Here is a 16,586-nt window from a genome sequence, read left to right as displayed (position 1 = left end):
CCGCGGGTCGGAGAGTATAGAGGAGAAGCGGACGTCCACGCAGTCGCGCGGGCAGGGTGGCAGGAAAATCGATGGTCGCGCCGAGCCCAGAGCGGCACCTCTTGAACCACAGCCTGGCGATGGCGCTCCTCTCGTGGAACCTGCACGTGTTCCAGCCGGCGCTGGCGCTCCGCCGGCTGGGCCTCTACCGGCCGGCGACGCTCGGCGACCGGCCGGAGGCGGGCGCGCCGCGGGGCGGCGGGCCGGATCTCTCGCTGCGTCACGCGCAGCCGGTGCTGCTGCCCGGCGAGCCGGAGGGCTACGAGAGCGTGCGGGCGTTCGACGACGTGGCCCACCTGTACGAGGCCGTGGTGCGGCCGTTCTCGGATCCCATCGTGGACGAGACGGTGGCGCTGATGCGGCCCTACCTCGCGCCGAGCGCCCGGATCCTCGATCCCTCCGCCGGGACGGGGCAGGCGGCGATCCGGCTGTCGCGGCTCGTGCCGGAGGGGGAGGTCGTCGCGGCCGATCTGTCGCGGGGGATGATCGAGCAGGCCCACGAGGGCGCGCGGCGCGCGGGCTGCGGCAACATGGCCTTCTTCCAGGCCGACGTGGCGCGGCCGCCGGCGGCGTTCGCGGGGTACTTCGACGCGATCTTCTGCTGCCTGTCGTTCCACCACTACCCGGACGGCGCGGCCGCCGCCCGGGCGTTCCGCGGCGCGCTCGCGCCCGGCGGGAGGGCGTTCGTCGCCGACGCCGGCCCCGCGTGGTTCGTCGAGCTGGCGCGCCCGATCTCGATGCTCGCCGATCCCGGCTTCGTCCGGCACCGGACGGGCGAGGAGTTCCAGCGCCTCTTCCTCGAGGCGGGCTTCTCGTCGGTGTTCTGGATCGAGGCGCTGCCGGGGATCGGCGTCACCATCGCGTCCGCGTAGCCGCGACAGCGCCTCGCCCCGGAGGCCCGCGTCAGCGCGCCGCCGCGGCGCCTGCGCCCGGCCGAGCGTCGCGCTCGGACGGCGGCACGCGCGCCGGGCTCCGGCGCGCGTGCCTGGTCCTCCGGATCACCACGCGATCGTCAGCGACACGGGCTGGCTTGTGTGCGCTCCGTTCGACGCCGTCACCTCATAGACGCCGAACGGATACTCCTCCTCGATCAGGATCCTGCGCTTGTTGATCTGGGAGATGGGGGCGATCACGTCGATGCCGTTCCCGGTGATGCGCACGGTCGTCAAGCCCGGGACGAAGTTGTCGCCGATCACGTAGATGGGATACCAGACGGGCATGTCGGTCCGGTCCGACGCGAACCGCAGGATGCTCGGCGGCAGGTTCGGGTTGGGCGCGGGCTCGGGGGGGCAGGTGGTGACCCACGGCGGGCAGTCGCCGAGGGAGCGGTACGGATCGCGCCCGAGCAGCTCCTGAACGCGCCATTCGGAGACCAGCCGCATGCGGATCCCGTCGTAATCGGACGCCATGCTGGGGAGCGACGGCGCCGCGGGCACCGCGTCGACGCAGCCGCTGTCTTTGGCGTGGTCGCGGCACACCGCCGTGTCGAACGAGCCGGGGGCGAAGCGAGAGATCCACTGCGCGATCGGGAGAGGCCCCGCCGGCTCGATGGCGGGGTCGAGGATCATGAGCTGTCCGCCGACCCGGACCACGGGCGCGACGTGGTGGCTCCACGACACCTCTCCGTCCGGCTCGTTCTCGGTCTGCAAGGTCAGATTCCCGGTCACCCTGGCATACCAGGGCGTCGGGTAATTCGCCTCGTGGAGGAAGTAGGTCGCCGCCGGGGCCCGCTCCTCGCAACCGTTCTCGGGGTCGAGCCAGGGGATCCGCCGCGGAAAGCCGGGCTGGGACGGCACGGTGAGCTCCTCGAACCGCGTGTCGCGGATCAGGGCGAACCCGGAGCTCAGCTGCGCCTCGGTCCAGCTGGGCACGCAGTCGACCGGCACGTTCGCGAGCGGGCCCTTGAGCTCGTTGTACGAGTGTGCACCGTCCAGCAGCGGGCAGCTCTCGCTTCCCTCGAGCGGCGCCGTCCCATCGGAGCGCTCGATGTCGAGATCCGGCGCGGCATCGGCGCCCTCGTCGCCGCCGCAGGCCACGGGGCCAAGGGCCATTGCCGCGACACAGAACAATTTCGTCAAGGCAAGATATGACGGTCTCATCGATTCACTCTCCCTGCATGCGCGACACGAACCGCCACGGGAGCCTGGCTCCCCTGGGGGACAGGACGGTTATCCGGGTGAATGCGGGCAACCTCGGTCGTCCTTCGCGCGAATCGCCCCGACCGCGTCGTTTTCCTGCTGCGCGCGCCCCTCGGCCCGCGACGATCGACGCCGATCGGGTGAGCTCGCTCGAACACGCAGGGTCGAGCTCGCGGAAGCGGTGGCCCGGGTCAGCGGTCGAGCGCGTCGACGTGCGGAGAGAGCACCTCGGCGATCCAGCTCATCACTGCGCGCACGCGGCGCGGCACGCTCCTGCCGTGCGTGTGGAGGAGCGAGACCGGCATGGGTGCGCAGGTGAGGGCGGGCAGGACCTCGACGAGCGCGCCTGCGGCGAGGCTGCTTCCGATCCTCCCTGCCCGCGGCGCCTGGATGATGCCGAGCCCCGCCACGCACGCCGCGAGGTAGGCGTCGGCGCTGTTGACCGTCACCACGCTGCGCATCGGCCGCTCGCGATACCCGCCCTCGTGAGGGTACTCGAACGACGGCGCGTCGGCGCCGAGCGTCGACGCGTAATGGACGACGAGGTGCCGATCGAGATCTTCGAGCCGGCGAGGCGTACCGTGCTCGCGCAAGTACGACGGGCTCGCGCAGTTCGCCATCCGCAGGGCGCCGAGCCTGCGGCCGACGAGCCCCGGGTCTCCCGGGGCGCCGATGCGCAGGACGCAGTCGAAGCCCTCGCGGAGCGGCTCGACGCGCCGATCGGTCGTGCTGAGGAGCACCTCGAGCCCCGGGTGGCGCGCGAGCAGCTCGGGCAGGCGCGGGATGATGACGTCGCACGCGAAGCGCACCGGCAGGTCGATCCGCACCCGCCCGCGCAGGGCCCTCGCCGCCTGGAACATCGCGCCGATCTCGTCGGTCTCGAGCGCGAGGCGCCGCGCCCGCGGGAGGAGCTCCTCGCCGTCGGGCGTGAGGCGCACGACGCGGGTCGAGCGCTGGAGGAGCCGGGTGCCGAGCTCGGCCTCGAGGGCCGAGATCCGCAGCGACACGCGCGCCTTGGGCATGCCGAGGTGCTCGCCCGCGCGCGTGAAGCTCCCGAGCTCGGCCACCTTCACGAAGATCTTCAGCGATTCGAGGTCGACGCTCATTGTTTCGGCTAGCGAAACAGTGTGTCGGAACCCCGGGCCTTTCTCAACCGGGATCGGGTCGCTATTCACTACCGCAGACAGCGGCGAGCGGCCGCGTCTCCACCGAAAGGACCCGACCATGAGCACATCGAAGCAGAGCCCCGTCGCCCTCGTCACTGGCGGGAGCCGCGGGCTGGGAAAGAGCATGGCGCTCCACCTCGCCGATCGCGGCGTGGGCGTCATCATCACCTACCGCGGCGGCGCGGCCGAGGCGGCGGACGTGGTGAAGCAGATCGAGGCCAAGGGGGGCAAGGCGGCGGCCCTCGCGCTCGACGTCGCCGACACGCGCGGCTTCGGCGCGTTCGCCGAGGCGGTGAGGGCGGAGCTCGCCGGCCGCTTCGGGCGCGATCGCCTCGATTTCCTGGTGAACAACGCCGGCATCGGCGTCCACGCGAGCTTCGCCGAGACGACGGAGGAGCAGTTCGACGCGCTCGTGAACGTCCACCTGAAGGGGACGTTCTTCCTCACGCAGAAGCTCCTGCCGCTCATCGCGGACGGGGGGCGGATCCTCAACGTCTCGTCGGGGCTGGCGCGGTTCACGTTCCCCGGGTACGCCGCTTACGCCGCGATGAAGGGCGGCGTGGAGGTGCTCACCCGCTACATGGCGAAGGAGCTCGGGCCGCGGAAGATCTCGGTCAACGTGCTCGCGCCGGGCGCGATCGAGACCGACTTCGGCGGCGGCGCCGTGCGCGACAACGCCGAGCTGAACAAGATGATCGCCGCCCAGACCGCCCTCGGCCGGGTCGGCCTCCCGGACGACATCGGCGGCGTGGTCGCCGTGCTCCTCTCGCCCGAGAGCCACTGGATCACCGGCCAGCGCATCGAGGCGTCCGGCGGCATGATGCTCTAAGGCGCGCCCTGAAGGGGCGGCGGGAGGCGCCGCCCCTTCAGGAAGTCCGGCGCGGGCGCGCCTTCGCGCCCCTCCCGGCGCGCGCGCCCGTCTCGGCGCGCGCGCCCGCGCGCGGCGCGGCGCTCGCCGGGGGGGCTTCGGGCGCAACCGGGCGCTGCATGCGGGCGATCTCCTCGGCCATCAGCGCGGTCGCCTGCTCGAAGAAGTCGCAGATGAGCCGCAGCTCGTCGAGCGAGTAGCGCGAGCAGAGCACCGCCCAGCGCTCGCGGAACGGCGCGAAGAGCGCGCCGATCTCGGCGTAGCGCTCGACCACCGGCTCGACCACCAGCTGCCGCCTGTCGCTCGGGTGCTTCACGCGGCGCACGAACCCCGCCGCCTCCAGCCGATCGAGCACCCCCGTCACCCCGCCCGAGGTCAGCCCGGTGAGCTGCACGAGGTCGCCCGGCGTGACCGGCCCCGCCTCCGCCGCCCGCCGGAGGACGTCGAGGTACTTGTGGTCGGTGCCCTTCAGCCCGAGGCGCTCGGCGATCGCCTGGTGAAGGAGCACCGACTGCGTGCTCAGCTCGCGGCCCAGCCGGTCGCCCAGGCTGTCGATCAGCTCGCTCACCTCCTTCGCGCTCGCCCGTTTCCCGGCCATCGCCTCTCGCCTCGATCCACCCGCACTCTACCCGCACTCTAGCCGAGCCGCCGCGGGCTTGACAATCCGCGCTAACTATCTTACTTACTAAGAGAGTTACATCGCAAGGAGAGTTCCCATGGATCGTTCGACCGACGAGGCGGCAATTCGGCGCCTGTTCGAGGCCCTGTGCGAGGCGTGGGCGCGCGAGGGCGCGAGCGCCGTCGATGCGTTTTACACGCCCGACTCCGACTACGTGACGTTCGACGGCTCGTGGCTGCGCGGCCGCGAGGCGAACCGGAGGGCGCACGAGGAGCTCTTCGCCGGCGTGCTCGCCGGCACGCGCCTGGTCGGCGAGATCGAGAGCGTGCGCTTCCTCGGCCCGGACGCGGCCGTGGTCGTCAGCACCGGCGCGGTGCTGTGGCCCTGGCAGAAGACGGCGCCCCCGAGCCGGCGGTCGCGGCAGACGCTGGTGGTGGTGCGGGGCGACGACGGGCGCTTTCGGGTGGCGTCGTTCCAGAACACCCGGGTGCGGCCCCTGCCCCCGTCCGACAGCCTGTCCATGCGCCTCTTCGCGGCCGTGATGCGCTGGCGCCTCGCCCTCTGGCGACGGCGCCACCCCGAGGCCCTCGCGGCCTGAGCGCCCGGCGACGAGCGCCGCGACGCCGCGTGGCGCGCGCGCCGTGGTACGGGCGCGCGATCCGTCTACGCGTCCTACGCGTCCTGCAAGGCCGGCATGACGCGCGCCGCGAACAGCGCCATCGCGCGCGTGACGTCGGCGTGCGGCAGCATCTCGCCGAAGTTGAACCAGGCGATGATGCGCCCCATGCCGAAGCGCGCGGCCAGCGCGCGCAGGCGCTCCACGCACCCCTCCGGCGTGTCGAAGACGCCCATCGACGCGTCGAGGCTCGCGAGCGTGGTGGCGCGCATCCCGGCGAGGAGCGCCAGCAAGCGCTCGCGCTCCGCCGGCACGGAGGCCGACTCCACCTGCGGCGCGAGCGCCGATGACACCATCGCGACGTAGCTCGCGACGCCCGGGGCGAGCTGGCGCTCGATCCCGGCGCGGTCCTCGGCCACGAAGAGCGGCATCACCACGGAGATGTCGTCGGGCGCCGCCGGCGCGTGGCCCGCTTCGCGGCGCGCCTCGCGGTACGCACCCAGGAGCCCCTCCAGCTTGGGGAACGGCGTCACGTGCGAGGCCGTCAAGACCGGCAGCCCCATCCTCCCGGCGAACACCGCCGTTTCCATCGAGTTGGCCGCCACGCGCACCGTCGGGCCCCGCGCCTGCACCGGGCGCGGGACGATCTGCACGCCGGCGACGTCGAAGTGCCGCCCCCGGAACGAGACGCGCTCCTCGCGAAAGGCCTGCAGCAGCAACGCCACGCCCTCCTCGAAGCGCGCGCGGCTCTCGGCGATGGGCACGCCGAAGCCCGCGAAGTGCGCCGGGTGCACGCCGCGGCCCACGCCCGCTTCCACGCGCCCTTCGCTGAGCACGTCCAGCGTCGCCAGCTCCTCGGCCGCGCGCAGCGGATGGGTCAAGGGCAGCTGCACGATGCCCGTGCCCAGCCGCAGGCGGCTCGTGCGCGACGCGACCGCCGCGAGGAACAGCGCCGGGCACGAGAGCACCGACACGCGCGGATCGAAGTGGTGCTCGACCGGCCAGATCGACTCGTATCCCAGCTCGTCGGCGGCGAGCGACGAGGCAAACGTGTCCCGATAGCGCTGGTGCACGTCCTGGCCCTCGGCGCAGGAGACCAGCTGATAGATGCCAAACCTCATGCCCGGCCCTCTCGTGCAAGGACAGGGCCGCTCCTCGTCGCGTGGATCCCCGCCTTGGTGCTGCCTCATGCGTAGGCGCGTGCGCATCGAACGGAAGAGACGTTTGGCGCGCGACGAGGAGGTCCTCGCCTCCGCTCAGCGGCGCCGCCCGGCGGGCCGCGCTTTCGCTCCGGCGCGATCGTGATCGTGGCCGACCGCGCTGCCGCGAACGGCCGGTAGATGTCTGCGACCTCCTCCGCCACGAGCGCCGCCTCGTCCGCGCCGATGGTCCGCGCGGTGTCGTCCGGCACGCCGTGCGCGCCGCCCACCGGGGCAGAGAGCGCTCGCGCGGCCGGATCTTCGCTGACCCCGGCGAGGAGCGCTTCAGCGTCCTTCGGAGGATCCGCCGGCGCGCAGCTCGAAGCGGCCAGGCCGACGACAAGCACGCGCAAGCTCGTGCTCTTCTTCATCTGACGCTCCGATCCATGGCCCCAACCAACGCGCACCGATGGCGCCAAATCGTGAGCAGCGCTCCCCTTCTGCCGTGGCGCTCGGGGGCTCAGCACGCTGGATCAGCCGACAGCTCGCCTCGAATGCATAGAGCTCATGCGCTTGGTGCAGCAGGCGCATCGTGCCAGACCAAGCTTCCTTGGTGGGTGGCCTAACTGGCCGGTGACGCTGCATCGACCCGAGGGGCGCCTTGGGGTTGACCTTGCGGCGACGACCTCCTTGCACCGCGCGCCCGAGCCCCGGACGTACCGTGTGCGAGCTCCGCGAACGGTGTGGTCGGCGTCCTGAAGAGCTCGGTTCACCATGGGTTCCGCGCATGGCGCGTACACCGTGGAAGTGCTAGTTTGCCAGTTTTGGCAGCCGTCCAGTTCTTCCGAGACGGCATGCTGCAATGTCGACCGCTCTCCGCACGCGCGCGCTGAAGGGGGCTTGGTGGCGCAGGTGAGCGCGGCGCACATCGTCTGTGGAGCGCGGCCTTCGTGAAACGTCCAGGAGGAGATGCGCACGATGAGACGAATGACCGGCGTGGTGTTCCTGTTATCCGCTGCTGCGTGCAGCGTCACCCGGGATGGTGGGGGTTTGGCGGAGCGAGCGGGGGAAGGGCAGCTCGCCGTCGAGATCAGCGGGCGCGGGGTCGCGTCCATCCGCGTGGATGCTCGGGGGATGTCCCACGTGACCGCAGAGGACGAAGCGACGGGCTACGGCGGCCTCTGCTATGCGATGGCGCGCGACCGGCTCTTCCAGATGGACGTGCTGCGCCGGAGCGCCAAGGGGCGCCTCGCGGAGATCTACGGGCCCGGCGACGGCGACAGCATCCTCGATCAGGATCTCCTCGCCCGCGCGCAGAACCTCTCGGCGTTCGCCGCGGCGCGCTACGCGGCGGCGGCCTCGCGGACGAAGCGCGCGCTGCAGGGCTGCGCGGCGGGCGTGAACCAGTACATCGCGGATGCGAGAGCGTCGATGACCGGCCTGCCGCTCGAGTTCCAAGCCCTCGGCGTTCAGCCGGATCCCTGGACGCCCGAGGACAGCGTCCTCGCCTACATCTACGTGGGGGTCACCTTCGACACGCTGACGTGGTTCACCAAGCTCGAACGCGCCGCGGTGGCATCCGTCGCCGGGACGGAGGTCGCGACGACGCTGATCAAGGAGGCGGGGAACGAAGTATCGATGTTTGATGCGCAGGGCAACCTGAGCCCGATCTCGCAGTTCCTCGTGCCGCCCGGCCCGAGCGGGCCGGCCGCGACCATCATCAATCCGCCCCCGCCGGCGTGCCTCGCGGGCGCGCGCTGGCTCGCGGGGCGGTCCCTGGGCATGACGCCCGCGAGCGGGCGCGCGAGCAACGCCTGGGCGGTCGACGGGCACCTCACCTCGACCGGCAAGCCGCTCCTGGCGACAGACCCGCACTTCCCCCATGCGACCCCGTCCTCCGTCTACGTGGCTCAGCTCAAGGTGAGCGGGCAGTACGACGTTGCAGGCTGGATGGTGCCCGGCTTCCCCGGGTTCATCAGCGGCCACACGGAGAGCATCGCCTGGGTGCCTACGTATGCGCTCTTCGACAGCGTCGACCTGTACGTGGAGACGCTCCGCCCCGCGAACGGAGGCGGCGAGGAGGTGCTCGTCAACGGCCAGTGGAGGCGCGTCACCACGCGCACGGAGACCCTCCGCGTGAAGGGGCAGCCGGACGTGCAGCGGACGTTCCGCGCGACGCCCCACGGGCCGATCCTCAACGATGGCCTGGAGGGTCTGGAGGCGTTCGGCACCCTCGCGCTCAAGTCGACCGCGGGTCAACCGGCGTGGAGGGTCGACGGCTACTTCGAGATGCCGGCGGCGCAGACCTTTGCGCAGTTCCGGGCGGCGGCGCTGAAGCAGAGCATCGGGTGGAACTTCATCTTCGCGGATTACGCGGGCACCCACGGCCACATCGGCTACCAGCTCTCGGGGCTCGCGCCGCAGCGCGAGAGCCCGCTGAACTCGCTCTATCCGGTGCCGGGGACGGGCGGGCACGAGTGGACCGGATACGCGACCGACGCCGAGCTGCCCTCGGTCTACGATCCGCCGTCGCATCTCCTCGTGACGGCGAACCACCGGATCGTTCCGCGCGGTTATGCGCCGCAGGGCCGGCCGGTCCACCTGGCCAACTACTGGGACATGCCGTGGCGCGCGCAGCGGATCATCACCCGCCTCACCACGGCGACGACGCCGCTCACGCCGCAGGACATGGCCTCGATCCAGCTCGACACGCAGACCACGATCGGGCTGCCGCTGCGCGACAGCTACCTGGCGGCGCTCGGGCGCGCCGGGCTGCCGGCGGACGATCCGAGCGCGGCGGCGGCCGCGGCGGCGCTGGCGCAGTGGGACGGGAACGCGGCGGCGGGCAGCCAGGGGGCAGCGGTGTACGAGATGCTCACGCTGATCCTGCTGCGCAACACGGTGAGGGACGTGATCGGTCCCGACGAGTACGCGTTCTTCGCGCCGAGCGTGTTCCTCACGAACCAGCTCGGCGGCTTGATGGATGTGCTCGAGGACCCGCGCGCGCCTTATTTCGGCATCAGCGCGGGCGTCGACCCGGGCGCCGCGCGGGACCAGGCCGTCCGCGCAGCCCTCGCCGAGGCGGACGCGATGCTCCGCGCGTCCCTCGGCTCGGACGTGAGCGCGTGGACCTGGGGCGGGATCCACCAGCTGACCTACAACCACCCGCTCGCGGGGGCGGACGCGCGGTTCGACATCGGCACCTTCCCCGCGACCGGCGACGTGGAGACGGTGAATATCGGCGGGTGGTTCGGGAAGGTCGGTATCCTGGCGCTCCCGCCTGGCGAGCTCGAGGAGGCAGGCGGGGTGCGCGCCGCGCTCGATCAGGACTCGCTGAGCGCGACGCGGATCATCTGGAACCTCGCGCCGCTCGACGGGTCGCTCGGGGTGATGAGCACGGGGATGAGCGGTGATCCGCGGACGTGCCGCTATGCGGATCACGCGGAGGCGTGGAGGACGGGTCAGATCTTTCCGATACCGTTCACGTCCGCGGCGATCCCTTGAATCGACGGGCGCCGCCGGCGCGCTCGCGGGGCGCCTGAGCGCAGGGGGCGATCGAGACGCCGGCGGCGCCGCGGGCGAGCCAGACGGCGCGCTATGCGGCCAGGAGCTTGTCGCGAAAGAGCTGGAGGACGCGGTCGAGCGCGGCGCGCGTCGGCTCGCCCGGAGCATCGATCAACGCGCCGGTGAGCACCGAGTGATGCTTCTTGAGAGGGCCCTCGGGGTGCCCGTCGGCTTGCTCCAGCTCCACGGCGACGAAGCCGTCGCCGAGGCGCTCGCGCAGGAACTGGAACCGCTCCTCGGGCACCAGGGGATCGCCCTTGAAGCGGAGCCCGATGACCCGGAGGCCCTCCCGGTCGCAGCGCTGCGCCACCGCGTCGAGGGTCGCAGGAGCGCAATCGACGGATCGCCGCCGGCTCTCGTTGAGCCCGAGCGGGAGCGACGGCTGCGACATGACGGGCGCCAGCACCCGGGCGTCCGCCGCCATGGCGAGCGCGAACCCGCCGGTGAAGCACATCCCCACGACGCCCACGCCCGGCCCGCCGCAGCGCTCGTGCTCTGACGCGGCGAGGGCCCGGAGCCAGTCGACGACCGGCGAGGAACGGCCTGTCGCGAAGACGGTGAACTCCTTGCTGACGCAGGCCTTGGCCATGGTCGAGAGCGCGTAGAGCGCGGCCGACAGCCTGGACGGCTGCAGAGGGTCGCGGCCGGCGGTCCCGAAGAGGTTCGGCAGCACGGCCGAGCAGCCGAGCGCCACGACCCGGTCGGCGAACCCGAGCACCTGGGGAGAGATGCCCGGCATCTCGGTCAGCACGAGGACCGCGGGGCCCTTCCCTTTCCGATAGACGTCGCGCGTCTCCCCGTAGTGCGTGACGCGCTCGCGCTGGAAGGTGGCGAGATCGCCCTCGGGCGCCTTGGGTTTGCTCGGTGTGGTCACGGCGTGACTGCATCACGGCGCGCGCGCGCGGTAAAGCCCGTCATGGCGGCGTGGCCGCGCGGGCGACACGGCGAAGATCGATTCGCCTCCTCGCCGGCGTCAGGCGCGGCGATGTCCCCTCGAGGCGCCCCGCGACGCCTCGCGACGAGCTCGGGCGTGCCCGAGCTCCCCGCCTATCCTCTCGCGCGCGGTGCTCCACCGACAGCAGTGGAGCGATACCTCGACACGGCCGCCTCCACGCCCGATCTCGGGCTGCTCAGGACAGGGATCCCGAGATGTCGAACGAGCTCGGCAGCGGGGGCCATCGACGCCTGCGCCAGCAGCACGAGATCGCTCGGGAGCGCGGTGGTCTCGATGGTCCTGGCGATCTCGCCGATATAGCCGGCGTGGTCACCCGCCTCGAAGAGCCGCCACGCGCGCTCGCACAGCGTCTGGACAACGTCGATCGAGCGCTCCGCGTCGGACGCTGTCTGATGCAGCAATGCCACGGTCGGCTGCAATGTGCTCTGGAGCGCGGCCAGGACGACGATCCGGCGGCCGCTCGCGACGGCTTGCTCCGCCATCGGGCGATCGATCCGCATCACGACGCAGCCGTCGACGGGCGCCGCCTCCGCGACGCCGCCGAGGGTCGAGCAGGTGCACACGATCACCCGCGCGCCGCCGCCGGCGAGGGCCTCGACGACCGCGGCCGTGGCCGACCTGACGCCGTCCGTGATCCCGCCGGCCGCCACCGCGTCCGCGAGGAGGCGCTCCTGGACCTCATGCCGAACCGGGATCGCGTCGTCCACCGCCCGGACGAGGCGGCTGAAGGTCTCGACGTGGACGCGGGCCGTGTGGAGGAACGCGAGCATGCCTCTCCCTCGGGGTCACAGGGTGATGACGATCTTCCCGCACGCTCTTCCCTCCCCGAAATAGCGAAACGCGTCGGCGACCTCGGCGAGCGGGTAACAGCGATCGATGACGGGCCTCACCTTCCCCGCTTGAAACAGCTCCGCCAGGACAGCCAGCTCGTGGTTTGCCTTCGCCGCCAGGATGCGCATCTTCTTTCGCTCGCTCCTCGAGATCCACGGACCGAGCAACAAGAGCTCGAGGATCCGACCGACGGAGCCCCCGAGCATCACGTAGGTTCCCCCCGGGCTCAGCGCGCGCGAATAGTCGAACATCGAGCGATGCGCCGCGGCGTCGAGGATCAGATCGTACCTTTTCCCGTTCTCCGCGAAGTCTTCTCTCGCGTAGTCGACGACGTGATCCGCGCCGACCGAGCGCATCGTCTCGAGCTTTCCCGCCCGGTCCACGCCGGTGACCTCGGCGCCGAACGACTTCGCGATCTGGATCGCGAACGTGCCGACCCCTCCCCCCGCGCCGTTGATCAAGATCGTCTGCGCGGGCCGGATCGCCCCCTCATCGCGGAGCCCCTGCAGGGCCATGGCGCCCGCCTGGGGGATGGCTGCGGCCTGCTCGAACGTCATCCCGGCCGGCTTGAGCGCCAGCGCGCTCTCGCGGGCGCGCGCGAACTCCGCGAAGCCGCCCCAGCCGCACTGGCAGAGATCTCCGAACACCTCGTCGCCCGGGCGGAACCGGGTCACGTTCTTGCCCACCGCCTCGACCTGCCCCGCGACGTCCGCGCCGGGGACCCTGTGCTTGGGCTTGAACAGGCCCCAGAAGCGGAAGAACACCGGCGTTCCGGTCACGAGATCCCAGTCCCAGGAGTTCACGGACGCCGCGCGGACGCGCACCAGCACCTCGTCCTCCCCGATCTCGGGCACGGCGATGTCCGCGAGCCTCAGCACGTCGGGCGCGCCGTACCGGTCGTAGACGATGGCCCTCATGTCGCCTCGGCCGGCGCGGCGAGGCGCGCCCCTCCGCGCAGCGGCGTCGGACCAGCCTCGATGACGGCCGGCGCGCATCGCGAGCGCGGCTTGGTGGGATAGCTCATGCCGACGATTCTAGTCATCTCCTCGCCACGACCGCCACCCGGCGCGGCGGGCCGGCACCGGCGGCGACCCCGGCTCGAGCGACGCGGCCGGGAACCTCCGGCCCACCCCGATGTCGATCGCCCCATCCCACGCCGGCGGTCCTGCGCGTTCAGGCGCGGCCCGCCGCGCCACGACCGGAGGCCCTCGTGCGAAGCTCCCTCCCCCGCGGCCGCGCTGCGCTCGCCGCCCTCGTCCTCGCGCTCTCGAGCTGCGCCGACAGCGCCTCGCCGCCCGCCGCCCCGGGCGCGCACCGGCGCGGGCCCGACCCCGCCGCGTCGCGCGCCCAGCCCGCCGAGCCGGCCCCCGCCACCGCGCCGGGCCGCCCCCCGGCCGCGCCGATCCGGCTCACCGCCGCCGACGGCACGGGGCTGCGCCTCGTCGCCCTCACCGGCCGCGCCGTGATCGAGGCGCCGCTCGCGTTCACCGAGCTGCACCTCACCTTCGAGAACCCCGAAAACCGCGCGCTCGAAGGCACCTTCCGCGTCACCCTGCCGCCCGGCGCGAGCCTCGGCCGCCTCGCCATGCGGCTCGGCAAGCGCTGGCAAGAGGGCGAGGTCGTCGAGCGACAGCGCGCGCGCGAGGCGTACGAGGACTTCCTCCACCGCAAACAGGATCCGGCGCTGCTCGAGCAGGCGTCGGGCAACGAGGTGACCGCGCGGGTCTTCCCCATCCCGCCGCGCGGCGTGAAGGAGATCGTCCTCGCGTACTCCCAGGAGCTCCGCCCCGACGCCCCCTTCACCGTCCCGCTCCGCGGCCTGCCCGTCGTGAGCTACCTCGATCTCGAGGCCACCGTCGCGGGCGCCGCCGCGCCGATCCACGCGCTCCACCGGACGGACGAGGCGCCCGACGCCGACTTCGTGGTGGCGCCCGCGCGCCTCGCGCCGATGGAGGCGCGGGGCGGCCTGCGCAGCGGCGAGCTCGCGCTCGCCCGCGTGCGCCCCACGGTGGAGTCGCGGCCCGATCCGCTCGCCTCCGCCGTCGTCCTCGTCGACACCAGCGCCTCGCGGGCGCTCGATCTCGAGGAGCAGCTCGGCCTGCTCGCGGCCGTCGCGCGGGCGGCCGCGCGCGCGGGCGGCCCGGACGCGCCGCTCACCGTCGCCTGCTACGACCAGACCGTCGCCCCCGTCTTCGACGGCGCGGCCTCGGCGTTCGGCGAGGCGGAGCTCCGGCGCATCCGCGAGCGGAGGGCGCTCGGCGCCTCGGATCTCGGCCGCGCGCTCCGCTGGGCCGGCGAGCGCGCGCGCGCCCGCGGGCCGCTTCGCGTGGTGCTCCTCTCCGACGGCGTCGCCACCGCGGGCGAGGTCGCGCCGGGCGCCCTGCGCGGCGCCGCGGCGGCCCTGCGCGACGCGGGCGTCGAGCGGCTCGACGCGGTCGCGCTCGGCGGCCTCCGCGACGAGGCCGTCCTCCGGCAGCTCGTCACGGCGGGCCTGCCCCGCGACGGCGCCGTGATCGACGGCGCCCGCGGCGTCGCCGAGCTCGATCGGCGCCTCTCCTCGGCCACCCGCTCGGGGATCGCGGTGAGCGTCGAGGGCGCGCGCTGGGTCTGGCCTCGCACGCTGGACGGCGTGCAGCCCGGCGACGAGGCGCTCGTCTACGCCGACGTGCCGGCCGAGCTGCCGGTCCGGATCACGGTGGACGGCCACACCTCCGCGCCCGACCTCCGCGGCGTGGAGCGCCCCCTGCTCGAGCGCGCCTGGGCCCGCGCGAAGATCGACGGCCTCCTCGCCGGCGACGTCGCGCCCGGCGGCCAGGACGCCCTCCGCAAGCAGGTCGTCGACCTCTCGATCGCGCACCGGGTGCTGAGCCCGTACACCGCGCTGCTCGTGCTGGAGACCGAGGGCGACTACGAGCGCTTCGACATCCCCCGGCGCGGCCTCGCCGACATCCTGACCGTGGACGGCGGCCGCATCGCCGTGCAGAAGCGCTCGTGGCCGCCGGCCGAGAAGCCGCAGGCAGCCGCGCCGCCCGCCGGCCCGCGCGCCGACGACGACGCCGGCGAGGCCGCGGCCCTGCGCCCGCCCCCCGCGCCGCCGGCGCCGCCTCCCGGCGCGCGCGAGGCGTCCTTCGGCGCGGGCGGGCTCGGGCTGTCGGGCATCGGCGAGGGCGGCGGCGGCCGCGGCGAGGGCATCGGCCTCGGCTCGATCGGCACCCTGGGCCACGGTGCCGCCGCGCCCGCGCCGTCCGCGGGCGCCGGCCAGGGCTTCGGCAGCGGGCACGGCCGCCTCGGCGGGCACCACCGGGCCGCGGCGCCCTCGGTCCGCATGGGCGTCACCCAGGTGAGCGGCCGCCTCCCGCCGGAGGTGATCCAGCGCATCGTCCGCCAGAGCTTCGGCCGCTTCCGCCTCTGCTACGAGCGCGGGCTAGAGCGGAGCCCCCGCCTGCAGGGCCGCGTCGCCGTGCGCTTCACCATCGACCCGAGCGGCGCGGTCGTGAACGCGCGCGACGGCGGATCCGATCTGCCCGACGGGGCCGTGGTCTCCTGCGTGATCCGCGCCTTCTACGGGCTGACTTTCCCTCGGCCCGAGGTCGGGAGCGTCGACGTGGTGTACCCGCTCCAGCTGGCGCCTCCGGACGCCGCGGCCGCGCCGCACGCCGCGGCCGCGCCGCGCGCCTCCGCCGCGCCGCACGCCGCCGCGCCGCCGCCGGAGCCGCCGGTCCAGCCGTACACCGGCCGCTTCGCGCGGGTCCACGACCTCCTCGCCCACGGCGACGCGCAGGCCGCGGCGCGCGACGCGTCTGCCTGGCACGCCGACGCGCCTGGCGACGTGCTCGCGCTCGTCGCGCTCGGCGAGGCGCTCGAGGCCGCGGGCGACGCGCCGGGCGCCGCCCGCGCGTACGGCTCGCTCATCGACCTGTTCCCGGCGCGCGCGGACCTCCGCCGCTTCGCCGGCGCGCGCCTCGAGCGCCTCCCGGCCGAGGTGGGCCTCGATCTGGCGGTGGACACCTACGAGAAGGCGCGCGAGCAGCGCCCCGATCACCCCTCCAGCCACCGCCTGCTCGCGTTCGCGCGCCTCAAGCGGGGCGAGCACGCCGCCGCCTTCGACGCGCTCGCGGCGGGCCTCGCGCGCCGCTACCCGTCGGGGCGCTTCGCCGGCGTCGAGGGCATCCTGCGCGAGGACCTCGGCCTCGTCGCCGCCGCGTGGCTCAAGGCGGAGCCGGCGCGCCGGCCTACCGTCCTGGCCCGGCTCGCGAAGGCGGGCGCCGCCCTCGACCGGGCGCCGTCGCTCCGCTTCGTGCTGACCTGGGAGACCGACGCCAACGACGTCGATTTCCACATCCGGGACGACCGCGGCGGCCACGCTTACTACGAGAGCCCGACGCTGCCGAGCGGCGGCCGTCTCTACGCCGACGTCACCACCGGTTACGGGCCCGAGTGCTTCACCATCCGCGCGCCCCGGGACCGGCGGGCCAGCCGGTACACCCTGCAGGCGCATTACTATGCGCGCGGCCCGATGGGCTACGGCATGGGCAAGCTGCAGATCGTCGATCACGACGGCAAGGGCGGCCTGAGCTTCGACGAGCGGCCTTTCGTGATCATGACCGACCAGGCATTCGTGGATCTCGGCGCGGTCGCGCGCTGACGCGGA

The 16,586-nt window shown here is 73.3% G+C and carries 13 protein-coding genes; 5 read left to right on the top strand and 8 right to left on the bottom strand.

Annotation, left to right across the window (positions count from 1 at the left end; genetic code table 11):
• The first annotated feature begins 71 nt into the window (after positions 1-71).
• The gene (locus WME98_RS25090) at positions 72-911 is read left to right on the top strand and encodes a class I SAM-dependent methyltransferase (RefSeq protein ID WP_437953601.1); all 840 of its coding nucleotides are present in this window, start codon (positions 72-74) and stop codon (positions 909-911) included.
• Positions 912-1,037: 126 nt separating this feature from the next.
• On the opposite strand, the gene WME98_RS25085 is transcribed toward WME98_RS25090, so the two are convergent.
• Together WME98_RS25085 and WME98_RS25080 are read right to left on the bottom strand one after the other, a co-directional pair.
• Complete coding sequence (locus WME98_RS25085) at positions 1,038-2,090, bottom strand: protein-glutamine glutaminase family protein (RefSeq protein ID WP_437953600.1); 1,053 nt, start codon at positions 2,088-2,090, stop codon at positions 1,038-1,040.
• 278 nt (positions 2,091-2,368) lie between these two features.
• Positions 2,369-3,283: a LysR family transcriptional regulator gene (locus WME98_RS25080; RefSeq protein WP_437953599.1), complete on the bottom strand. Its 915-nt coding sequence runs from the start codon at positions 3,281-3,283 to the stop codon at positions 2,369-2,371.
• 118 nt (positions 3,284-3,401) lie between these two features.
• On the opposite strand from WME98_RS25080, the gene WME98_RS25075 reads away from it, so the two are divergent.
• A complete protein-coding gene (locus WME98_RS25075) occupies positions 3,402-4,172 on the top strand; it encodes an SDR family NAD(P)-dependent oxidoreductase (RefSeq protein WP_437953598.1) in 771 nt (256 codons plus the stop codon).
• 37 nt (positions 4,173-4,209) lie between these two features.
• Here WME98_RS25075 and WME98_RS25070 read toward each other — a convergent pair whose 3' ends face one another.
• Positions 4,210-4,809: a MarR family winged helix-turn-helix transcriptional regulator gene (locus WME98_RS25070; protein WP_437953597.1), complete on the bottom strand. Its 600-nt coding sequence runs from the start codon at positions 4,807-4,809 to the stop codon at positions 4,210-4,212.
• A gap of 118 nt (positions 4,810-4,927) precedes the next feature.
• Between WME98_RS25070 and WME98_RS25065 the strand changes: the two genes are divergently transcribed.
• The gene (locus WME98_RS25065; protein ID WP_437953596.1) at positions 4,928-5,428 is read left to right on the top strand and encodes an SgcJ/EcaC family oxidoreductase; all 501 of its coding nucleotides are present in this window, start codon (positions 4,928-4,930) and stop codon (positions 5,426-5,428) included.
• A gap of 74 nt (positions 5,429-5,502) precedes the next feature.
• On the opposite strand, the gene WME98_RS25060 is transcribed toward WME98_RS25065, so the two are convergent.
• On the bottom strand, positions 5,503-6,567 hold the full coding sequence (locus WME98_RS25060; RefSeq protein WP_437953595.1) for an LLM class flavin-dependent oxidoreductase: 1,065 nt from the start codon (positions 6,565-6,567) through the stop codon (positions 5,503-5,505).
• Positions 6,568-6,632: 65 nt separating this feature from the next.
• Positions 6,633-7,016: a hypothetical protein gene (locus WME98_RS25055; protein WP_437953594.1), complete on the bottom strand. Its 384-nt coding sequence runs from the start codon at positions 7,014-7,016 to the stop codon at positions 6,633-6,635.
• 547 nt (positions 7,017-7,563) lie between these two features.
• Between WME98_RS25055 and WME98_RS25050 the strand changes: the two genes are divergently transcribed.
• The gene (locus tag WME98_RS25050) at positions 7,564-10,089 is read left to right on the top strand and encodes a penicillin acylase family protein (protein WP_437953593.1); all 2,526 of its coding nucleotides are present in this window, start codon (positions 7,564-7,566) and stop codon (positions 10,087-10,089) included.
• Positions 10,090-10,180: 91 nt separating this feature from the next.
• On the opposite strand, the gene WME98_RS25045 is transcribed toward WME98_RS25050, so the two are convergent.
• From WME98_RS25045 to WME98_RS25035, 3 genes are all read right to left on the bottom strand, one after another.
• Positions 10,181-11,023, bottom strand: coding sequence for a dienelactone hydrolase family protein (locus WME98_RS25045; RefSeq protein ID WP_437953592.1), 843 nt, complete (start codon positions 11,021-11,023; stop codon positions 10,181-10,183).
• Between the two features lie 173 nt (positions 11,024-11,196).
• Positions 11,197-11,874: a hypothetical protein gene (locus WME98_RS25040; protein WP_437953591.1), complete on the bottom strand. Its 678-nt coding sequence runs from the start codon at positions 11,872-11,874 to the stop codon at positions 11,197-11,199.
• Positions 11,875-11,889: 15 nt separating this feature from the next.
• Entirely contained in the window at positions 11,890-12,852 is a 963-nt protein-coding gene (locus WME98_RS25035) for an NAD(P)-dependent alcohol dehydrogenase (RefSeq protein WP_437953590.1), read from the bottom strand.
• Positions 12,853-13,145: 293 nt separating this feature from the next.
• Between WME98_RS25035 and WME98_RS25030 the strand changes: the two genes are divergently transcribed.
• Positions 13,146-16,580: an AgmX/PglI C-terminal domain-containing protein gene (locus tag WME98_RS25030; protein ID WP_437953588.1), complete on the top strand. Its 3,435-nt coding sequence runs from the start codon at positions 13,146-13,148 to the stop codon at positions 16,578-16,580.
• Positions 16,581-16,586 lie beyond the last annotated feature (6 nt).

It is taken from the genome of Sorangium sp. So ce296 (genome assembly GCF_051529605.1).
GTDB lineage: Bacteria > Myxococcota_A > Polyangia > Polyangiales > Polyangiaceae > Sorangium > Sorangium cellulosum_D.
This window is presented reverse-complemented; position numbering and strand designations above follow the sequence as displayed.